This is a genomic window from Micromonospora sp. NPDC023888, assembly GCF_040639415.1.
Lineage (GTDB): Bacteria > Actinomycetota > Actinomycetes > Mycobacteriales > Micromonosporaceae > Micromonospora.
Map to the genome: position 1 here is coordinate 20,621 of NZ_JBEZZW010000039.1, position 20,466 is coordinate 41,086.

Below are 20,466 nucleotides of genomic sequence, written 5' to 3' on the forward strand. Positions count from 1 at the left end.
GCGGGCCGGACAGTACGCGACGTGACATCCAGAGACGAAGGGCCAAGCCACGGGCGTCGACCAGTGAGTTGGAACGGAGAACCAGGGTATGACACGGGCTCGCCAGGCTCCGCGGTCGGGAAGTCTGAGAGGACGTCAGTCCGCGGAAGATCCAGGAGAACGCGATGTCCGTGATCCACTTCGTTGAGAAAACCACCGCGACGCCGGAGCAGGTTCTTGCCGCACTCACCGACTTCGGGCCGGGCCGCTCGGAGCTGTTTGGCAACAGCGCCGACGAGTATCTGACGGTGCACGGCCAGGGCCCCGGCTGGGCTGACGTCACGGAAGGCTCGGGCGGTATCTGGGAGCGTCTGCGCTATGACTGGTCGAACCCCCGCCGTATCACCATGACGACGACCGATTCCAACATCTGGGGCGGCCAGTCGGGTCACACCTATACGTTGCGGCCGGAGCGGGACGGGACGACGGTCCTGGACGTCGTGGTGGTCCGCGAGGGCAAGAACTTCAAGGGCCGATTGACAGGCATTGTGCTGGGCTCGGTCGGCAAGGGCGTGCTGGGCAAGGCGTTGAGGAATACGGTCGAAGCCATCGAAGCCCGCAGCATGGCCATCGGTGGTTGACCGGACGTTCCGAGGTGCGGGCGTGGCACGGCCGCACCTGCTGGACCAGCCGACGGTGCACGCCTGGTTGGTCGGGCGTCGGCTGACACCACACATGATCTGCCCCTCCCCCGGTTGCTGCGCCCCGGCATCGGGCGTGCCGGGGCGCTCCCGCACCGAGACGGTGCTCAGGATCCAGACGAGTTGCCCCCGGCACGACGCCGAGGTTGGGCGTGCCTACCAAGGTTTGCGCCCCTCAGGGGTCCGCAGAAAGGAATGACACAGTGACGACGCCACAGCGTCCCATCAGCTCGGGATTCACCGCTGCCTCCACAACCAGGGACGTCCTGGCCTCGGTCGACCTGACCGGCAAGACCGCGATCGTGACCGGCGCCAACTCCGGACTGGGACTACAGACAGCGCTGGCGTTGAGCTCGGCGGGCGCCCACGTCGTGGTCCTCGACCGCGAGGTCGACAACGCCCGGGCCGCATTGGCGGCAGCGTCCGCGGAATACGCGGTCATGGACCTCAGCGACCCGGCCTCGATCGACAGCGTGGCGAAGAAGTTCGTCGACTCCGACCGGCCCGCGCACATCCTGGTCGCCTCGGCGGGGATCATGGCCGCCCCGTTCGGGCGTGACTCGCGCGGCAACGAACTCCAGCTGTCGATCAACTATCTCGGTCACTTCCAGCTCGTGGTCCGGTTGTGGCCGGCTCTGCGGGCCGCGGCGGGTGCTCGCGTCGTGACGCTCACCTCGCTCGGTCACCGTCACTCGCCCGTCGTGTTCGACGACCCGAACTTCACGCACCGCGAGTACGACCCCTGGGCCGCGTACGGCCAGTCCAAGACGGCCATGTCGCTGTTCGCGGTCGAACTCGACCGGCGCGGACAGGCGGAATCTGTACGCGCCTTCGCCGCCCATCCCGGCAGCATCGTCGCCACCGGACTGAAGCAGTATCTGACGACCGAGCAGCTGACAGCGGCCGGTATGGCCAACCCCGACGGCAGCCCGATCCTCGACCCGAGCAAGCAGCTCAAGACACCCGAACAGGGTGCCGCAACTCCGGTGTGGTGCGCCACGAGCCCGCAGCTCGCCGGCATGGGCGGCGTCTACTGCGAGAACTGCGACATCGCAGAGCCCGCCCGCGACACCGATGCCGACACCGCGCACCTCGGCGACTTCAACGACCTCTCGGGGGTCGCGCCACACGCGGTCGACCCGGCGCAGGCCAAGCACTTGTGGACGCTCAGCGAGGAACTGACCGGCGTCCACCTCCTGTAGGAACAACCGAGATCGGCGTCCGCCAGCCCGCGAGGTCTTCAGGTCGCGGCGACCTGGAGTTGCGCTACTGCCAGCTGCCAGAGGGCAGCCGGTGACCATGACCATACTGGTCCGCGGGGTCGGGCTGCGGACGCCGATCGAGAATGCTTGAACTTCGCAGGTCGTGCCTGCAGACACCATGCTCAGCCACTCACAAATGCCTCGGTGGACCGGGTCGGGAAGCAGCCCGGCGACGGGACCTGGGCCATCCCGCGGGCCGTCACGGAGCGCGCGAGTGCCTCGGGTCCTCGGCCAGGGTGCACACCAGTGCCTCACCCTGGGGTCAGGTCGCCCCGGTTAGGTGAGGGTTTTAAGCATGAAGCGACGCTTGATGATTCTGATGGCCGCGGCAGTACCACTAGCGGCCTCCCTCACGCCCATGGCTGTCAACGCCGCTACCCGCGACGGCGGCACGACCGCCGCTACCACCTGCGCCGCCGTTCCCGTTTCCGCGCCCTTTGGCACGTCGGTGCTGTCGGTCAAGGCTGTCTCCAAGGCCGGCGGCGACTTCACGTTCCCCTCCACCCCGGGACTCCCGCAGAATCCGCCGATCAACGCCGTGCCTGCCTGGTGCGACATCAATGTCGTCGTAACCCACCCGGGCGCGAATGACACCGTCACCATCAAGGTCTCGCTCCCCCAGGATGCGAAGAACTGGAACGGACGTTTCCAGGCCACCGGCGGCAGCGCTTACTCCGCAGGCGACCTCAGCGATCTGAGCGTCCCGCTGATCAGCGCGGTCAAGGGCGGATACGTCGGCGCGGCCACCGACGCTGGCGTCAAGGGCGGCCTCGACGCCAGCTGGGGGCTCACCGACGGAAAGATCAACACCGGCCTGCTCACCAACTTCGCCTCCCGCTCTGTGCACGACATGGCGGTCATCGGCAAGGACGTGGCCAACACGTTCTACCAGCGCACGGTGAAGTACTCGTACTTCACCGGCTGCTCGACCGGTGGCCGCCAAGGCTACTCGGAGGCACAGAACTACCCGACCGACTTCCAGGGCATCCTCGCGAACGCGCCGGCGATCGAGTGGAACCGGTTCGAGATCGCCACGCTGTGGTCGCAGGCCGTCTACAACGAAGAGAAGGTCGCCCCGTCGCAGTGCGAACTGGCCGCCTTCAACACCGCTGCGGTCACGGCCTGCGATCCCCTCGACGGCGTCAAGGACGGCGTCATCCACAACCCGCAGGACTGCAAGTGGGACGCCCGTCGCCTGGTCGGCAAGAAGGTCGTCTGTGAAGGTGAGGAAATCACCATCACCAAGGCGGTCGCCGACGCGGTCAACAAGATCTGGGCCGGCCCGGTCTCACCGTCCGGCAAGAAGCTCTGGTACGGCCAGAACAAGGGCTCCGCGTTCAACTTCATCGCCAACCCCGGCGCGCCCTTTCCGGTTCCCGACCAGTGGGCCAAGTACTTCGTGACGAAGAACCCGTCGTTCGACAGCACCAAGCTCACCTACAAGACGTTCGCGCAGCTCTTCACCTCGGCGACCAAGCAGTACGACGACATCATCGCCAACAACAACCCCAACCTGTCGACCTTCGCCAAGGCTGGCGGCAAGCTGCTCACCTGGCACGGCCAATCAGACCAGCTGATCCCGACCCAGGGCACGGTCGACTACCGCAAGCACGTCAACGCCGCCCTGGGCGGTAACGAGCGCGTCGACAACTTCTACCGCCTCTTCCTGCTGCCCGGCGTCGACCACTGCGGAACGCCGCTCTTCAGCACCGGTCCGCTGGTCAACCCGGGCGCCGACCTCGACGCCCTGGTCAACTGGGTGGAAAAGGGCCAAGCCCCGGAGACCCTCCCAGCCACGTCCGTCGACGGCAAGACCACGAGCACCATCCACCACTACCCGCGGTGACCCGCCACAGCGGCCGCGACAACACCGAGGCGGCGAAGTGCCGCCGCGTCGCGGCCTGAACTGAACCGAATCAACACGGCGGCCCCGGATTGGCATCCGGGGCCGCCACTCGAGATTCACTCTTGATGCGCCTGTGGTCCCGGACGGACGGCTGCGGGCCTGGCCGATACCGGCCAGGCCCGCAGCATCAATCAGGCGCCGCATGGACGTTCGGTAACGCCCGCCGACGCTGCCACATTGCATCTTCCCGTGGCGGCGGCGATGGGTATGAGGCTCAGGTGACGTTGCGGATGGTGCCACCGTCGACGCGGATGTTGGCACCACTGATGTAGCCGGCCAGCGGGCTGGCGAGGAAGGCGACCGCCGTGGCGATCTCCTCCGGCCGGCCGAGTCGGTCGATGTCGTTGGGCACCAACTCGTTCGTCGCGCTCTGCTCGATCTGCTCCCAGGTCTCGCCCCAGCCCCGCTCCGGAGCGATCTCGATCAGCAGGTCCTTGACGGCCTCGACGAGGATCGCTCCGGGCGCGACGATGTTGGACGTCACGCCGGTGCCCTTCAATTCCCGGGCGAGTGAGACCGCCAGGTTGTGTCGGGCGGCGAGGGTGGCGTTGTACTGCGGGTGCTGAAACAACGGCTGGGTCGCGAGGCCGCCACCAACGGTGATGACGCGCCCCCAGCCACGCTCGCGCATGGCAGGCACAAATCGCTGGATCATCCGTACGCCGGAGATGACGTTGCCCTCGTAGGTCTCGCGCCAGGAGTCCGGCGTGGCGTCAGTCCAGGAGAGGTGCTTGTAGGCACCAGCGTTGTTGACCAGGATGTCGACCGGGCCTCCGGCGTGAGCCGCGGTGGCTACCGCGTCCGCACCCTCGTCCGTGGTGAGATCGCCGAGGGTGATGTCGGCTTTCCCGCCGTCTGCCCGGATCGCCTCGGCCACCGTCGCGGCGCGCTTCTCGTTCCGTCCGTGGACGATCACCTGGGCGCCTTCGGCGGCGAGCAGTCGCACCATCGCCTCACCGAGCCCGGAGCTTGAGCCGGTCACCAGGGCACGCTTGCCGGTCAGTTGCAGGTCCATCAGATTCTCCTCTTCCCCTCGCGTCAGGCTGCTATGTCTACGACTGTAGACATGGCAGAACGGAGTAGTCTACACTCGTAGACGTGACGGCAGACACAGACGAATCAGGCGACGGTCCGCGACGGCGCGATGCCAGCGCCACCCGTGAGGCGATCCTGAAATCAGCGATAGAGGCGTTCACCCGCCTGGGCTACGACGGCGCTGGCGTACGCGAGGTCGCCGGGGGCGCCGGAGTGACCGCGATGCTGGTCAACCGCTACTTCGGCTCCAAGGAACAGCTGTTCGCCGAGGCGGTCGACCACTCGTTCGCTCCGCCAACCGTCATCAGCGACGACCCGAGCGAGCTGAGCGAACGGACGGCGACCAGGTTGGCCGCGCGGACCTCACCCGAGGCGGACGACCTGGACCCGTTCCTGCTGATGCTGCGATCGGCAGCCAATCCACGGGCCGCCGAGATCATCCGTGCGGGCATCGAAAAGCACGTGGGGCGGCGTCTGGCCGATATCCTGCCCGGGCCCGATGCCGCGCCACGCGCGGAACTGCTGCTCGCTCTGATCGCCGGGGTATGGCTGATGCGCAAGGTCATCGCGACCCCAGCACTGACCACCATGAGCCAGCCTGCCCTCACGCGACAACTTCACGATCTGATGCAGCTCCTCGTCAACACCCCACCGGCCAGCAGCGGCGGCGATACCGCACCCGATTCGACCAACTCCAGCTGAAGCTGCACGGGCTTGGCATCCGCGCGCATCGCCGATCCGGTACGTGGTGACTGCGCCTCGTCAGAGCACTGGCCACCATTGGTCGGTAGGAGCTTTTGGTGACGGTCGTGCTGGAGTGGCGGCAGGAACACGGCTCGCCTCAAGCCTTGCCCGGACTGCCTTCATCCAACGACCACGCCATGGTTGCGGGCTGGGCTCAGCATTCCCTGAGCTACGCGGCCGCACGAGCTATACCGTCAGAAGGCCGGTTGCCGTGATGAGTAGAGCGCGGCTGAGTCGGTCAGGGAAATCCACCCGGGTGTGGGCGAGTAGCGGGTCCTGGACAGCTGCCGCGACGGCCGGCGAGGGGTTGGCGAACGGCCAGAGGCCGGCGATCAGCAGGACCGTCAGGGACACCAGTTCCCGGGATGCCGGCAGGGTCAACGCGGGGATCCGTCCTCTGACTATCCCGGCGAGGCGAATTTGCAGGTCTGTGTGGGTGAGTTTGAATGCCCGGACGGCGTCTGTGGGGATGTTGCGTTCGAGTTCGGTGCCAAGCGAGCTCCAGAGTTCGCAGATCAGCGGGCGGCTGGCTATCGACCGGGCCAGGGCGTCCATGACGGGGCCGGGAGACGGCGGCTGGGCGACCGTCGCGGGTGGCAGTTCGCCGGGAAGGTCGTCGAGCCACTCGCCGATGGCCTGGTTGAGCAGGGCGAAGAAGACCGCTTCGCGGGTCTCGAAGTAGCGGACGACGTTCGTCTTCGACAACCCGACCCGTCGGGCGAGTTCCCGCAGGCTGATGTCGCTTACCGGCATCTCGGCCAGAAGCTGCGCCGCTACCTCGAGGATCGCGCGTCTGCGCGCCTCACGCTGTTCGGGATTGCGGGCACGCTGGAAGCCCAATGGCTGACCGCTGGTACTCATGGCTCTACCTCTGAGACGTCCCCGACACACACTCGGCACCGCTGGCGGCCACCATACGCGCAGCCGGCTCCTCCTCTCGTCCAAGTTCGTCAGAGCGGAAGGAGGCAGCTTCGAGCGACAGCCGAGCTGCCTCCTTCGATGGCGGTCAGTTGTCGTAGCTGACGGACTCGCTCACCGTGCGCCACTTGGCGTCCGAGGCGGCGAGAGCTTCCGCGGCGGCCTGTGCCACCGCCACCGCGTCGGCACCGAGCAGCAGATGCACAGGCGGGTCGGGAACCTCGGTGATGTCGAGGATCACCTGGGAGACCCGCGCCGGGTCGCCCGGCTGGTTGCCGCTCGCGGCGCGCAGGCGGGCGACGGTGGGTTCGATGACCGCCTGGTAGGCGTCGCTGATCGGAAGCGTCCTCATCGAGGATCCGGCCCAGTCGGTGCGCATGCCACCCGGCTCGGCCACGGTGACCTTGATCCCAAAGCGTGCCACCTCCTTGGCGAGAACCTCGGAGAATCCCCCCACCGCCCATTTCGCTGCCTGATACGCGCCCAAGCCTGGGCCGCCCACCCGGCCCCCGACCGAGGAGATCTGGATGATGTGGCCGCGGCCCTGCTCACGCATGGTTGGCAGGGCGGCGCGGGTCACGTTGACCACCCCGTGGAAATTCGCGTCGATCTGCGCCCGGAACTCGTCCTCGGGCATGTCCTCGATCGAGGCCACGTCGGCGTAACCGGCGTTGTTCACCACGACGTCCAAGCGCCCGAACGCCTGCACCGCTGTCTCGACAGCGGCGCGCGCCGCGGTGGAATCGGTCACGTCCAGCGCGATCGCACGGACCCGGTCGCCGTAGCTGTCGACAAGGTCGTTGAGCTGGTCCGGACGCCGCGCTGTGGCCACCAGGTCATGACCGGCCCGGAGGACGGATTCGGCGAGTTGGCGGCCCAGTCCGCGGGAACTGCCCGTGATCAACCAAGTCTTGCTCATCTCGTATCCATTTCTGTGCGTCTTGGACAGACGTCGGCGGCGGAGGTCGGTTCAGGCGCGCAATCCGCCGTCAACGGCGAGGTGGGTGCGGCTGATGCACGGGGCTCGTCGGAGAACAAGGAGCAGACCGCTTCACGACTTTCCGCCCGGGTGGATCTCATCCCGGTCGGTGGCGGACTGAGTCCGGTGCCGCCCGGGATCAGTTCGAACGGGTTTGCGGGGTGCCGTAGCGTTCGCCCTTGACGTGCGCGGGGTCGAAGAGGTTCGCCAGGTGGGCCACGTCGACGGCGCTGAGCGGCACGGTCGTGGCCGCGAGATTCTCCCGGACGTACGAGATGTGCTTGGCGCCGGGAATCGGGGCGACGTCATGTGGCTGGGCCAGCAGCCAGGCGAGAGCCAGCTGCCCTGCCGTGCATCCCTTGGTAGCGCTGAATTCGCGCAGAGCGTCTACCAGCCGCATGTTGTGGGCGAAGTTCTCACCCTGGAATTTGGGCAGGGTGGATCGGAAGTCGTCGGGGCCGAAGGCAGCACCGCGGGCGAAGCGGCCCGCGAGCATGCCCCGCCCCAGAGGGCTGTACGGCACGAGGGTGATCCCGAGGCGCCGGCACTGCGGCAGGATCTCAGCCTCAACCCCGCGTTCCCACAGGGAATACTCACTCTGCAGGGCCGAGATTGGGTGTATGGCCGTGGCCCGCTGAAGGATCTGCGCGCTGACTTCGCTGAGCCCGAGGGCGCGGACCTTACCCTCTGCGACGAGTTCGGCCATGGCCCCGACGGTGTCCTCGATCGGCACGGTCGGGTCGAGCCGGTGGTAGTAGTACAAATCGATGCGGTCGGTGTTGAGGCGTCGGAGGCTCGCCTCGCAGGCGGCCTTGACGTACTCGGGACGTCCGTCAAAGACGCTCCTGCCCTCGGGGGTGGGACGTGCCGAGAACTTGGTCGCCACGACGACGTCGTCTCGTCGGCCGGTGAGCGCACGTCCCAACAGGGTCTCGTTGTGGCCGAAGCCGAGCACCGGGTCCCCCGGGGTCGCGCTGCTCGCCCCGTAGTAGTCCGACGTGTCGAAGAAGTCCACGCCGAGGTCGATGGCGTCCTGGATCGTGGCGATCGACGTGTCCGGGTCCGCCGAGCCGTAGAACTGTGACATCCCCATCAGCCCGAGCCCGATCGGACGCACCGCGACACCAGAGCTACCTAGCGGCACCCGCGCAGGCTCGGGACGAACGTTGGAGCCTGCGAACGTCGAATTTTCGTACATTCCGGGATCACCTTCGTCGTAACCGTGCTGGGACGCCAGGCAAGTTAGAGGCCACTGGCACCTTATGGCTTCGACTCTAACAGGCCAGTGGCCTCTTGCCCAATGGCTGGACGATCCGGGGCGCCGGAGCTCGCCAGCCAAGGCGCGTCGGGCCATGTGAGGGGGCGACAGTTTGCCCGGCCTGACCGTGCGATCGAGACACCACCGCCAAGGGCCATCGGAGACGCTCTGCCTGTCCAGGAGCGTTGCGCCTGGGCGTTCGTCCCGGCGATGGCGCAGGGTGGCTGGGGCCGAATCATCAACACCGGCGGCGTGCCGGCGACCGGCCCGATCCGCAACGTGACTGTCGCCGCGATCAGGCCCGAACGGTCCGCCGGCGGAGCCGCCAGGCCAGGGTCGCGGCCTGCAGGACGAAGAAGACACCGCCGGCCGCGGTGTAGAGGATCAGCATGCCGAGGCTCGGTTCCGCGCCGAGGGCGGCGGGCAGGTACGTCGCACCAGCGATGACCGAGAGAGCGCCCGCGATCAGCATCGGCCACTGGCGGCCAAGTTCCGGGCCGTTGCGGCGCACGGCGACGGTGAACTGAGCCACGCCGGAGACGATCGCCCAGACGCCGAAGGTGAAGAGCACGGCGCCGATCCCGCTGACGGCCGCCAGCCCGAGGGCGAGTGCCGCGAGGGCGCTGAGCGTGGTGTTGAAGATCTGTAGCTGACGGGCCGGGGTGCCGGGATCCTCGCGGGCGTCGAGCAGCGAGGCCACCACGTCGATGAGTGGGTAGGCGATCAGAAGGACGACGGTGGTGGCGGTGAGCGAGTCGCTGACGGCCGAGAATCCAGCGGCCCAGCCGATCGCGACGAGGCCACGGACCAGGTAGATGCGAAGGAGGGGAGACATCCGAGGGTCAGCTTTCTGCCGGTCTTGTCGGTTACCCGGACGACTCTCCCGGCTCGGCCGCTCGATGGCCCCAGGGAGGCACCCTGGCGCAGGCACTGGCCTCCGATCGGCCCGATCCGTCGGCCTGCCCTGCACTGGTCGTCCTACTGCTCCGCCGCGACACCCCCGATCGCGGCCAGTGACGTTCCTCGTCGATGAGGACCGTGACGTGCTGGTCAGCGTGACGATCACCGGTACCGTCATCGCCGAATTCCTCCACGCGGCCACGATCGCGCTGGGCCGGTGAGGCCCAGGGCACCCGCCAGGGGTTCTCCCTGGGGCGACACCCGAGTCCGGTGCGCGACGGTGAGGACCGGACGTCGAACGGCATCCTGCGCAGCGGAGGAGTGAAGATCGTGGATTTCAGGCTCGAAATCATCGTCCTGCCGGTCTCCGACGTGGACCGGGCCAGGGATTTCTACCAGAAGGTCGGCTTCCGGCAGGACGTGGACTATATCGCCCCGGACGGCTTCCGCGTCGTGCACTTCACCCCGCCCGGCTCGGCTTCCTCGCTGATCATCGGGGATGGAGTGTCCGACGCCGCGCCGGGATCGGTGCAGGGCGTACACCTCGTGGTGGATGATGTCGTCGCCGCCCGGGCGGAGCTGGTCGCCCGTGGGATCGAGGTGAGCGAGGTCTTCCACGACGCCGGTGGCGTGTTCCACCACGCCGGCACGCGGGACCGGGTGACCGGCCCTCAGCCTGATCGGCGGTCGTACCGCTCGTTCGCGTCGTTCAGTGACCCAGACGGCAACGGCTTCGTGCTCCAGGAGGTCACCGCGCGCCACCCGGGACGTGTCACCCACGTCGTCTACGGCTCGGTGGCCGAGGTGGAACAGGCTCTGCGTGACGCCGCTGTGGCGCACGGCCGGCACGAGGCGAAGCTCGGTCACGAGGACCCGGACTGGCCGAGCTGGTACGCCGACCACATGGCGCGGGCCGCCGGCCTCGGCTCCTGACTCCGGCACGGTCCCTCGCGCTGTCGACGCGCGAGGGACGGCAGCCTGAGCAGGTCGTACGCGGGGTTGGTGATCTCAGTCGGTGTACTGTCCGTCGGGGAGGGGTGACGTGCCGGGTAACACCGACAGTTCCGTACTGCGGGGGCGGCGGCGCGAGCGGGAGACGCTCGACCGGCTGCTGCGCGACGTCCGTGCCGGGCACAGCCGGGTGCTGGTGCTCCGCGGCGAGGCGGGTGCCGGTAAGAGCGCACTACTGGACTACCTGAGCGAGAACGCTTCGGCCGGTCGGGTGACCCGAGCCGCCGGGGTGGAGCCAGAGTCCGAGATCGCGTACTCCGCGCTGCAGCAACTCTGCGCACCGCTGCTCGGTCACCTCGACGCATTGCCGGAGCCGCAACGAGTCGCTCTCGCCACCGCCTTCGGGCTGAGCCCCGGCGACCCGCCGGAAGGGCTGCTCATCGGCCTCGCTGTGCTCGGTCTGCTCGCGGAGGCCGCATCGGAACGGCCGCTGGTCTGCATTGTGGACGACGTGCAGTGGATGGACCGGATGTCGGAGGTCATCCTCACCTTCGTCGCCCGCCGGCTGGGCGAGGAGTCGCTCGCGCTGGTCTTCGCCTCCCGCAGCCCGGGCGACGAACAGATCCTCGGCAGCCTGCCGGAACTGCGCGTCGACGGGTTGCCGGCCGCGGAGGCGCGGGCGCTGCTGGACTCGGTGTTGTCCGGACCAGTCGACAACCGGGTCCGCGAGCGGATCGTCGCCGAGACGCGCGGCAACCCGCTCGCACTGCTCGAACTGCCGCGCGGCCTGACGCCAGCGCAGCTGGCGTTCGGCTTCGGCGGACAGCCCGCGACGCCCTTGGTGAACCGGATGGAAGAGGGCTTTCAACGGCGCATCGCCGCGCTTCCGGCGAACACGCGGCGGCTCCTACTCGCCGCGGCGGTCGAGCCGGTGGGTGACGTGACCTTGCTGTGGCGCGCCCTCGACCGGTTGCGGGTCGGGCCCGACGCCGCCGCGCCGGCCGAGGCTGCCGGGCTCGTCGAGTTCGCGGCCCGGGTGCGGTTTCGTCACCCGCTGGTGCGTTCGGCCGCCTGGCGGTCGGCCGAGGCCGCCGAGCTGCGCGAGGTGCACCGTGCGCTCGCCGAGGCGACCGACCCGGAGCACGATCCCGACCGCCGCGCCTGGCACCGGGCGCACGCCGCCCTCGGGCCGGACGAGGAGGTCGCCGGTGAACTGGAGCGTTCGGCCGGGCGGGCGCTCGCCCGGGGCGGCCGGTCCGCCGCCGCGTCCTTCCTTGAGCGCGCCGCCGAGCTGACCCCGGACCCGAAGTCGCGTGCCGCACGGGCGTTGGGCGCCGCGCGGGCCCGACTGGAGGCCGGGGAGCTGAATCAGGTGCCGGATCTGCTGGCGGCGGCTGAGTCGGGTCCACTCGAACCGTTGCAGCAGGCCGGGGTGGAGCGTCTGCGGGCGCAAGCCGCCTTCGCGCTCAACCCCGGCAGGGCCGCCGGGCCGCCACTGCTCGCGGCTGCTCGCCGCCTTGAAGAACTCGATCTCCGTGCGGCGCGGATGACGTACCTCTCGGCGGTGGGTGCCGCCGTGCACGCCGGCCGCCTCGGTGGCGGTGACCTGCGCCGGGCGGCCGAAGCCGCCCGCGGCGTGCCGGCCGGCGACGAGCCCGCTGGCCTGTTCCTGACCGGCCTCACGGCGTGGACCCTGGACGGGTACGCGCCCGCCGTGCCGCATCTGCGCCGGGCACTCGACACGATGACGGCGGACGAGAATCTGCACCTGCTCTGGCTGGCCGGGCCGGTCGCGCACGAGGTGTGGGACGACGCGGCCTGGTATCGGCTCACCGAACAGGCGGTCCGCTTCGCCCGTACCACCGGAGCGGTGTCGCTGCTCCCCACGGCCTTGACCTTCCGCGCGGGGGCCCTGGTGTTCGCCGGACGCTTCGCTGACGCGTCCGACTTGCTCGACGAGGCCGATGCCCTCGGCCAGGCCACCGGGATGGCGCCGCATCCGTCCGCGTCGCTCACCCTGGCCGCGCACCGGGGCCGGGAGTTGCCCGCGATGGAGTTGATCGACGCGACCATCAGGGACGCCGAGGCGCGCGGTGAGGGTCGCCTGCTCGGCCTGGCCGGCTATGCCAGGGCGGTGCTGTCCAACGGGCTCGGCCAGTATCCGGCCGCGCTGGAAGCCGCACGTCAGGCTGTCGAGTACGAAGACCTCGCCGTCTTCAACTGGACGCTCGGCGAGCTGGTCGAGGCCGCCGTACGAGTCGGGGACGCCGACGTGGCCGCCGAGGCCCGTGAGCGCCTTGCGCAGCGGGTCGGTGCCGCCGGCACCGACTGGGCACTTGGCGTCGGAGCCCTCGCCGACGCCCTGGCGGGACCGTCCGGGCAGGCCGAGGACCGCTACCGCGAGGCGATCGAGCGGCTGGCCCCGGGTCAGCTCGGTCTGCAACTGGCCCGGGCCCGACTGCTGTACGGCGAGTGGCTGCGCCGGGAGAACCGCCGCGCCGATGCCCGGACCCAGTTGCGCGCCGCTCACGGGGCGTTCGCCACGATGGGTGCGGAGGCATTCGCCGAGCGGGCGAGCCGGGAACTTCTCGCCACCGGCGAGACCGTCCGCAAGCGGACGGTTGGCGTACCTGTCGAGCTCACTCCACAGGAGGCGCAGATCGCGCGACTGGCCGTGGCGGGGCGGACCAACCCGGAGATCGGCGCCGCGCTGTTCCTCAGCCCGCGTACAGTCGAGTGGCACCTGCGCAAGGTCTTCACCAAGCTGGGCATCGGGTCGCGCAGGGAGTTGGCGGCGGCCCTGCGCGACCGCTGACCGCGGGCCGGGCACCGCCGAACGCGCGCGAACGTTCGGCTGGCGAGGTCGACCGCGACGGTCACGCCCCTGTAGCCGCAGCCGGCCAGAAAGCGGCGACTCCTATTCGACCTTCGGCGATCGACGCCGTACTCGGCATCATCGCCGAACTGCCGCCCACACGGCCGTCGATATTGTTCGACGGGCGTGTGGGCGGTCGACCCACCGAGCATGAGTTGATTCTGGGCCCGGTAGCGCGGATCGATGGACCGCGCTCAGTCGAGCGGTCGGTTGTATTCGTGAAAGCCCACGACCTTGCCGTTTCGGACCATGACGTGAATGCAGTGCCGGGCCGCGTACGGCTCGTTGAAGAAGACACCCCGAGCCCAGTCCTCGAAGACGACGCGATCCTCGGCGACAGTCCTGGAAATCACCTCAACCCTGTCGAACCGGCTGGCACCGGGTCCGAACACGCTGAAGAACCCAACCAGTTTCTCCCGCCCCTCGGCGCCGGTGAAGTGGCCGGTCTGCGGCGCCGGGAGGATCACGTCCACCTCATCGTCGAACAGGTCGAAGAAGCTCTCCCACGAACCAGTCTGGAATCCTTGGATCAGGGCGTCATACGCCTTGTCGGCGATCACCCGAACATCGTCGCTCATCGTCTATTCCCTTCGGGTTATGCTTTGCCAGATCCAAGATTAGCTTCTAGGGTTGCCCGAAACGCATGCGAGAAGCGCCAGAATTGTTTCGCGATCGTCCCGGAGTCGAAATGGATCCCCTGTCCCATGTGCTGGCCCTGTCGAACATCGAAGGTGCCGTCTGCGCTGAGCTGCGAGCCGGCGGTGAGTGGGCGATCGCCTTCCGCGGTCAGCTGCACGTGAAGTTCGGAGTGGTGCTCTCCGGAGCCTGCTGGCTCACCGTGGAGACCGTCAAGGCACCGCTGCACCTGCGGCAGGGCGACTGCTACCTGGTGGTCGGCGGTCAGGATTACCAGCTCGCCAGCACTCCGGGGATCACGGCAATGCGTTCGGAGGAGGTCTGGACATCGGGCGAGGACGTCGGCTACTGCGGCAACGGCCATGACACCACCCTGGTCGGCGGGCGCCTGCATTTCGACCGCGCCAACGGCGAACTGCTGCTCAATGCACTTCCGTCGGTCGTACACCTCGCCGCCGACGCGGACCCCACCGGCGTGCTTCGCGCGACGATTCAACTCCTGACGTACGAGACGGCCGCCCCCCGGCCGGGACAGACGCTCATGCTCGACCATCTGGCGCGCATCATCCTGCTGCACGGGCTGCGCGCTCATTTGACCGCCACCGCCGTTGGACCTCCCGGTGAACGCGCCCATGTGGCGGCGCTGCTCGATCCCGGGGTGGACGCTGCCCTGAAAATGATGCACGACGACGTCGCGCGCACCTGGTCCATTGACGAGCTCGCGAGAACGGCGCGGATGTCACGCTCGGTCTTCACGGAAAAATTCAAGGCAGTCGTCGGGGAAAGCCCTGGCAGGTACTTGCTGAGCCTGCGCATGCACACGGCCAAGCAGATCCTGCTGAAGTCCGACCGGACAATCTCCTCGGTCGCCGCCGAGTTGGGCTACAGCTCGGAGGCCGCCTTCAGCACCGCCTTCAAACGGGTGATGGGAGCGCCCCCTCGGGACTACCGGGCCTCCCGTGCCGCCGGCGACACCAATCCCGCCGTCCACTGAACGCTCCGCGCGGCCGCGCAGATCGCCGATCCACTTCTGACGTGGGAACGTCCGAGTTACTGTCCCGACCTGAGGAACTGTCCATGACCACTTTTGTTCTCGTCCCGGGTGCCTGGCACCTGCCATCCACCTTCGACCTGCTGCGCGGCGAACTTGACGCCGTTGGACACGCGAGTCTCGCGGTGAAGCTGCCGACCACCGGCCCCGACCCGCATGGCGGCCTGCGCGACGACGCAGCGGCGATCCGCACGGCGATTACCGCGGTCGGCGACCCGGTCGTCGTCATGGCCCACTCCTACGGCGGTATCCCAGCCACCGAGGCCGCAGCCGGTCTGCCCAACGTCAGGCATCTGATCTACCTGGCCGCCTACGTTCCCGACGTGAACGAATCAATGTTCACGATCCACGGCATCCCCGACCCGGACGACACCGACGGCCTTTTCCCGATCGGCGGCGACCCGCGCGCTCAGCTCTACGCCGACGTCCCCGCGGCGGTGGCTGATCAGGCCGTCAGCCGGCTCGTCGATCAGCGCGTCCAGCCGTGGGTCGACCGGGTCACCGAGGCCGCGTGGCAGACCGTCGCGTCGACGTACATCCTCACCGAGCAGGACGCCTCCCTGCCGGTCGATCTGCAGAGCAGAATGGCCGCCCGTACGCGCGATGTCCGCCGCATCGCGACCGGCCACTCCCCCTTCCTGTCCCGCCCGGCCGAGCTCGCCGCGCTTCTCGACGCGATCGACCGGGAAAAGGACGCCTGACCGCGTGGTTGAGGGTGAGGCGTGGCGCCTGACCGGATTCGGCGACCCGCTGCGGGTCGTCCAGCGTGAGCGGCTGACCTTCGGACCGCCGCCACCCGGGCAGGTGCTCGTCCGGGTGGCGGCGGCGGGCGCCGGTCATCCGGACGCGATGATGGCCGCCGGAACCTTCCCGTTGCTTGGCCGACCTCCCTTCGGCCTCGGCGAGGAGGCGGCCGGCGAGCCAGTGCCCTTACACCGACACTCCGCAGAGCCTCGGGGCCGGTATATTCGCCGGGGTGACCGCGCCCTTCCCCAGCACCGCTAACCAGGCTCCCCCGTACGCTCCACGCTCCGTCCTGATTGGTGACCGGCCGGACGTTTTCCGCCCGGTCTGGCTGCTGATCGGGCCGACACTCTCTGCGTCGCTAGGTGCCTTCTTGCTCGCCGTCACCGTCGGGCCGCAATGGGCTGCGATCCAGCGGGACATGGCTCTGCCGCCCTCGGCAGTCCTCTGGATCTTCGTCGCTTACCTGCTGCCGGCGGTACTGGCGGCTGCGGTCGGCGCTCTCGTCGGTCGGCGGTGGCCGACTGCCGTCGCGTTGTCCGCGATCGCGCTGCTGGTTCCCGGGTCATTGCTGACCGCCCTGGCCTCGGGGGACACTCTGCTGCTACTCGGCCGTGCGGTGACGGGGTTCGGGGCCGGCTTGGCGTGGGGCGTCACGGCCATGCTGGTGGCGCAGATGGGTGCACGACGCGTGTGGATAACGCCCCTCGTCGCTGGCGTGGTGGTGCTGGCGCTGGGCCTCGGGCCCGTGGCGGGGGTGCTTGTGGGGCGGGCGGCCGGTTGGCGCTGGCCTTTCATGCTGGCCGTGCCCTTTGGGGCGGTGGCGTTGCTGGCCACCGTGGTGAGCGGGATCATCGTGCTGATACAGCGTGCGTCCCGGCCGGCTCAGCCTCAGGCCACGTCCAGCCAGACCGTGACCGCGTCGACAGGCGGGCCAACTGATCCCCGGGTGGCACAGGAACGTGGCAAGACCGCCGAGCTGCTGCTGGTGACCGTCGGCGGCGTCCAGCAGGTGACGACACCCTTCTTCGGGATGGATCTCGTGCAGGAGGTCGCCCGACTGCTCGGCTCGGAGAACATCCGATCCACCAGGCTCGGCACCGACCTGACCTTGTGGCACGCCGAGGTCAGCCCTGGCCGGGCCCAACCAGGGCAGCCCAACCCCGCAGCGAGCCTGCTCGCCGCCGAGCATGGCTCGCCGCCGGTCACCGGCCCCGCCGTTATCACCGGCCCAATCTTGCACGGCAGCCCCTACCCCCTGGACGCCGATGAGGCCGACCGGATCGCGACCCGCCTGCGCGGATAGCGAAGCGCTGTCGACAAACTGTCGATAGCAGACACCGCGGTGGCATTTCGTGTACCGCCCGGGGGTCGACTATCTCGACCTGACATACGCGGGCGCGTCCGAGTTGGTGCCGATCAACTCGCACTACTGGGCGCCGGCTGGGCAGGGGGCGTCCGCCGCGCATCGGCGCGAAGGACGCGCCGCACGTCGCCTTCATAGCCTTGACGGTGGGGTAGGGCCACACGCGACCCTGACCACGGCAGCCGTCCACGATAGGTTGATCATTGTGACAGCCCTCAGCGCTCTGTGGTCCTTTGTCATCGTCGTGGGCCTGCTCACCATGACTCCCGGGATGGACACCGCCCTCATCCTGCGCACCGCAGCCCTCGGAGAAACCCGCCGTGCCTGGGGAGTCGTTCTCGGCATCCAAACTGGAACCCTCGCCTGGGGTGCGCTCACCTCCGCTGGTGTCACCGCGTTGCTGACGGCTTCGCACCTGGCCTACGAGGTGCTGCGCTGGGCTGGCGCCTGCTATCTGATCTGGATGGGGCTGAGCATGCTGTGGGCCACCCGCCACCGTCGATCAGACAGCTCCGACCCACCGATCGACGAACCCGCGACGGCCGGCAACGGCTTCTACCCAGGGTGGCGTCGCGGCGCAATGACAAACCTGCTGAACCCGAAGATGGGCGTGTTCTACGTCGCGCTCCTACCACAGTTCATCCCCTCCGGCGCTTCCCCGTTTGCCTTCGGTGTGTTCCTGGCCTGCGTGCATATCCTTCTGGGCACCGCCTGGTCTGCCATGCTGGTCCTCCTGGCACGTCGGCTGCGCACGGTGCTGCGACGTCCCACGGCTCGCCGGCTGTTGGACCGCGTCACCGGGACCGTGATTACCGGATTCGGGATCCGGCTCGCTACCAGCAGCCACTGACCTCGCCGAACCCCTCCGGCTGCGGTACTTTCGGCGAATCCCTTGGTGCCCAGCCAGCTTGGCGGGGCGTACTAGCCGGCTGGAGCCGGGTGAGCGGCGGCCGCCGCACCGGCAGGGCCACCCGTACCTGATGGTGGCGATCCAGGGTGCGGAGAACGCGGTGCAGGCCGTGGAGGTCCCCGCATCGACGCCGCCTCCCCCACCGCCGGCGTCTTCTACCGCGACCTGGACACCGTCCACATGCTCAGCAATGTGGGCGGCACAGGTCCATCGCGCCTGGTCGAACTGAGGTAACCGCTGGCACGGCGATCGGACGCGAAAATCCGGCATTCCGGAAAAACAGCCGTATTAGGTGCGTAACGTGCCGAACATGGTCTCTCGCACATGGCGTAACCTGTTGCTCACAGCGCTCGGGGTGGGCATGCTCGCCGGTGCCGGTCAACTCGGCATTGCGTTCAGCTTCGGCATCGTCCAGCTCACCGGCGCCTCCACCGGCGCCGCCGTCAACCAGTGGCCTGCCCAGCTCGTCTGGGTGGGCTGGTTCGCGGCACACGCCGCCGTAGCCGGCACCGTCGTCGCCGCACGCCTGGCCCGCCGACTCGGGGTACTGGGGAGCACGGGCAGATTGGTGGCCGTCGCCGCCGTCGCCGCGCTGGGCGCCACCGTTGTGGCGCCGCTCTGCGTCCGGCCGGCCCAGGCTGCCGAGCGCTTCTCTGTGGACCCGATCTGGGCCGTCGGCATCTGCGCGACCCTCGGCGCGCTGGTTGGCGCGGGTGCCGCGATCGCCGTACTGGTGAAGCCGCCGCTGGGTTGGAACATGGCAGCAGTTGGCGGCGTGGTTTGGCTGCTGGCGCTCGTCTCGGTCGTCCCGTCGCTCGCAACCGCCGGACCGTTGCCGGCCGTACGACTCGGTGTGCTGGAGCCGGCCGGGCTCGACGCCGACGCGGCACACCGGCTGGCGATCCTGATTCTGCCGGCGGTGGCCCTGCTCATCGGCGCGGCGACCGGCGGGCTGGCCCGCTGGCGCGGGCATCCGCCGCTGGTCAACGGCGTGACCGGCATGGCCGGCACGGTGCTGGTCGCGTTCACCTATCTGACCGCCGGTCCCGGCGACGCCGTCGACCGGTACCAGATCACGCCGTACTACGGGGCACTGCTCGCCGTCGCCGCCGGTGTGCTCGGTTCGGCCGCCGCCGCGTTGTTCCGCTGGCCGCTCCTGCCGCGCACCGCCGAAGCGCGGGTCGCCGAGTCAACCGACGTCCTCCGTCCGCAGTCCACCCGCCCCGCCGTGCGGCAGGCCATGAGGCCGGCCGTTGGTGGTACGACCGACGAGCCGGAGCCCGTCGGCCTGGCCGGCACGGGGCCGGTCGCCGGCGCGACCGCAGCGAAGCTCCCGACCGCAGCCGAACCGCTGGGCTTCGGCGCACCGGCTGCGGACCGGGACGCCTGCGCCGCACCCGCCGACCTCGCCACACCGGCCGACCTCGACGACACCCCGGAGACATCGGAACCGGCCCCCGCGACGGCGGCCCACCTTCCCACGGGACCCCGCGGGGACGGCTCGGGGACGGCGGAGGCCGACAACACCGAACCCGGAGGGATGCAGCCTGACGGGGCCCTCGTCGCCCCAGGGACCCTCCGGATGTACCAGCCACCGAAGACCGATCGGACGCGGGTCCAGGCGACCTGGCCGGTCGTTCCGGCGCGGCGGGTGCCGCCCTCGGCCGAGCCCGCTCCGGACGCCGAGGCGACCCAGTCAGCCGGCACGCAAGAGAGGCCCGAACCGGCGCTCCCACCTCGGCACCGGCCTCCCCTGCCCAACCTGAACCGGGCCGCGAACTGGGACGCTCTCGCGACCGCCCAGCGCGCCGGGCCCCCGCCCACGACCGATGCCGCGCGAGCCCGCCCCGCCGGGACCGATTCGGTCTCCGCGCCGGCCGACCCGGCATCCGTCGTCGAGGCGGGACGGGCCAGCGGGCGGCTGGGCCTGTTCCGGCGCAACAAGTCCCGGACCGACGGGGAGGGCGCGGGCACCCCGGCGGACGGCGAGCCGCTGCCGACGCAGGACGCGGAGTTCGTCGACTGGGTGACCCGGCTGGGCAATCCGGTGGCGGACAACGAGCCGGATCAGGAGAGCGGTCGCCGGTCACTCCGCTCCACCAGCAGCCACCACAGCGACCGTTAGGAGTTCTCAATGCTCCAGCCGCACCCGGTGGAGTTGGAGTCTTCGCTGGTAGTGGGCTGTTCTGGCGCGGCAATGGTGTCGGCGTCGCCATCGTGGCCATCGCTGGATGTGGTCGAAGAGTCGGAT

General features: G+C 69.2%; 17 protein-coding genes and 1 pseudogene. 12 read left to right on the top strand and 6 right to left on the bottom strand.

Annotated features, from left to right (window positions below; translation table 11 throughout):
* Positions 1-164: 164 nt before the first annotated feature.
* The 3 genes from AB0F61_RS27670 to AB0F61_RS27680 all read left to right on the top strand — a co-directional run bounded on the left by AB0F61_RS27670 (position 165) and on the right by AB0F61_RS27680 (position 3,788).
* On the top strand, positions 165-620 hold the full coding sequence (locus AB0F61_RS27670) for an SRPBCC family protein (RefSeq protein WP_357815287.1): 456 nt from the start codon (positions 165-167) through the stop codon (positions 618-620).
* Between the two features lie 263 nt (positions 621-883).
* On the top strand, positions 884-1,882 hold the full coding sequence (locus AB0F61_RS27675) for an SDR family NAD(P)-dependent oxidoreductase (protein WP_357815290.1): 999 nt from the start codon (positions 884-886) through the stop codon (positions 1,880-1,882).
* 418 nt (positions 1,883-2,300) lie between these two features.
* The gene (locus AB0F61_RS27680) at positions 2,301-3,788 is read left to right on the top strand and encodes a tannase/feruloyl esterase family alpha/beta hydrolase (RefSeq protein ID WP_357815293.1); all 1,488 of its coding nucleotides are present in this window, start codon (positions 2,301-2,303) and stop codon (positions 3,786-3,788) included.
* Positions 3,789-4,062: 274 nt separating this feature from the next.
* On the opposite strand, the gene AB0F61_RS27685 is transcribed toward AB0F61_RS27680, so the two are convergent.
* The gene (locus AB0F61_RS27685; RefSeq protein WP_357815295.1) at positions 4,063-4,863 is read right to left on the bottom strand and encodes an SDR family NAD(P)-dependent oxidoreductase; all 801 of its coding nucleotides are present in this window, start codon (positions 4,861-4,863) and stop codon (positions 4,063-4,065) included.
* Positions 4,864-4,946: 83 nt separating this feature from the next.
* Between AB0F61_RS27685 and AB0F61_RS27690 the strand changes: the two genes are divergently transcribed.
* Entirely contained in the window at positions 4,947-5,585 is a 639-nt protein-coding gene (locus AB0F61_RS27690; RefSeq protein ID WP_357815298.1) for a TetR family transcriptional regulator, read from the top strand.
* 228 nt (positions 5,586-5,813) lie between these two features.
* On the opposite strand, the gene AB0F61_RS27695 is transcribed toward AB0F61_RS27690, so the two are convergent.
* From AB0F61_RS27695 to AB0F61_RS27710, 4 genes are all read right to left on the bottom strand, one after another.
* Entirely contained in the window at positions 5,814-6,488 is a 675-nt protein-coding gene (locus AB0F61_RS27695) for a TetR family transcriptional regulator (protein WP_357815300.1), read from the bottom strand.
* 145 nt (positions 6,489-6,633) lie between these two features.
* Complete coding sequence (locus AB0F61_RS27700; protein ID WP_357815303.1) at positions 6,634-7,464, bottom strand: oxidoreductase; 831 nt, start codon at positions 7,462-7,464, stop codon at positions 6,634-6,636.
* Positions 7,465-7,663: 199 nt separating this feature from the next.
* Positions 7,664-8,722 carry an aldo/keto reductase gene (locus AB0F61_RS27705; RefSeq protein WP_357815306.1) on the bottom strand — a complete coding sequence of 353 codons (1,059 nt, stop codon included), beginning with the start codon at positions 8,720-8,722 and terminating at the stop codon, positions 7,664-7,666.
* 355 nt (positions 8,723-9,077) lie between these two features.
* The gene (locus AB0F61_RS27710; protein WP_357815309.1) at positions 9,078-9,617 is read right to left on the bottom strand and encodes a DUF308 domain-containing protein; all 540 of its coding nucleotides are present in this window, start codon (positions 9,615-9,617) and stop codon (positions 9,078-9,080) included.
* 335 nt (positions 9,618-9,952) lie between these two features.
* Between AB0F61_RS27710 and AB0F61_RS27715 the strand changes: the two genes are divergently transcribed.
* The gene (locus AB0F61_RS27715) at positions 9,953-10,615 is read left to right on the top strand and encodes a VOC family protein (RefSeq protein WP_357815312.1); all 663 of its coding nucleotides are present in this window, start codon (positions 9,953-9,955) and stop codon (positions 10,613-10,615) included.
* 109 nt (positions 10,616-10,724) lie between these two features.
* Positions 10,725-13,448: an AAA family ATPase gene (locus AB0F61_RS27720; protein WP_357815315.1), complete on the top strand. Its 2,724-nt coding sequence runs from the start codon at positions 10,725-10,727 to the stop codon at positions 13,446-13,448.
* Positions 13,449-13,702: 254 nt separating this feature from the next.
* Here the strand turns inward: AB0F61_RS27720 and AB0F61_RS27725 are convergent, their stop codons facing one another.
* Complete coding sequence (locus AB0F61_RS27725) at positions 13,703-14,068, bottom strand: nuclear transport factor 2 family protein (RefSeq protein WP_357815318.1); 366 nt, start codon at positions 14,066-14,068, stop codon at positions 13,703-13,705.
* A gap of 128 nt (positions 14,069-14,196) precedes the next feature.
* Between AB0F61_RS27725 and AB0F61_RS27730 the strand changes: the two genes are divergently transcribed.
* From AB0F61_RS27730 to AB0F61_RS27755, 6 genes and pseudogenes are all read left to right on the top strand, one after another.
* Positions 14,197-15,138: an AraC family transcriptional regulator gene (locus AB0F61_RS27730; RefSeq protein ID WP_357815320.1), complete on the top strand. Its 942-nt coding sequence runs from the start codon at positions 14,197-14,199 to the stop codon at positions 15,136-15,138.
* 41 nt (positions 15,139-15,179) lie between these two features.
* On the top strand, positions 15,180-15,896 hold the full coding sequence (locus tag AB0F61_RS27735; protein WP_357815322.1) for an alpha/beta hydrolase: 717 nt from the start codon (positions 15,180-15,182) through the stop codon (positions 15,894-15,896).
* A gap of 275 nt (positions 15,897-16,171) precedes the next feature.
* Entirely contained in the window at positions 16,172-17,245 is a 1,074-nt protein-coding gene (locus tag AB0F61_RS27740) for an MFS transporter (protein WP_357815325.1), read from the top strand.
* 265 nt (positions 17,246-17,510) lie between these two features.
* A complete protein-coding gene (locus AB0F61_RS27745; protein WP_357815328.1) occupies positions 17,511-18,155 on the top strand; it encodes a LysE family translocator in 645 nt (214 codons plus the stop codon).
* A gap of 76 nt (positions 18,156-18,231) precedes the next feature.
* A pseudogene (locus tag AB0F61_RS27750) lies at positions 18,232-18,449 on the top strand (cupin); the annotation flags it as partial.
* Positions 18,450-18,525: 76 nt separating this feature from the next.
* Positions 18,526-20,340 (top strand): hypothetical protein, encoded by a 1,815-nt coding sequence (locus AB0F61_RS27755; RefSeq protein WP_357815332.1) that lies wholly within the window; start codon positions 18,526-18,528, stop codon positions 20,338-20,340.
* The last annotated feature ends 126 nt before the right edge of the window (positions 20,341-20,466 follow it).

Bases quoted from the DNA above. Each gene is read 5' to 3' on its own strand.
- AB0F61_RS27710 (WP_357815309.1), bottom strand. From the start codon at position 9,617: ATGTCTCCCCTCCTTCGCATCTACCTGGTCCGTGGCCTCGTCGCGATC.
- AB0F61_RS27700 (WP_357815303.1), bottom strand. From the start codon at position 7,464: ATGAGCAAGACTTGGTTGATCACGGGCAGTTCCCGCGGACTGGGCCGC.
- AB0F61_RS27730 (WP_357815320.1), top strand. From the start codon at position 14,197: ATGGATCCCCTGTCCCATGTGCTGGCCCTGTCGAACATCGAAGGTGCC.
- AB0F61_RS27685 (WP_357815295.1), bottom strand. From the start codon at position 4,863: ATGGACCTGCAACTGACCGGCAAGCGTGCCCTGGTGACCGGCTCAAGC.
- AB0F61_RS27705 (WP_357815306.1), bottom strand. From the start codon at position 8,722: ATGTACGAAAATTCGACGTTCGCAGGCTCCAACGTTCGTCCCGAGCCT.
- AB0F61_RS27670 (WP_357815287.1), top strand. From the start codon at position 165: ATGTCCGTGATCCACTTCGTTGAGAAAACCACCGCGACGCCGGAGCAG.
- AB0F61_RS27680 (WP_357815293.1), top strand. From the start codon at position 2,301: ATGGCTGTCAACGCCGCTACCCGCGACGGCGGCACGACCGCCGCTACC.
- AB0F61_RS27695 (WP_357815300.1), bottom strand. From the start codon at position 6,488: ATGAGTACCAGCGGTCAGCCATTGGGCTTCCAGCGTGCCCGCAATCCC.
- AB0F61_RS27755 (WP_357815332.1), top strand. From the start codon at position 18,526: ATGGTCTCTCGCACATGGCGTAACCTGTTGCTCACAGCGCTCGGGGTG.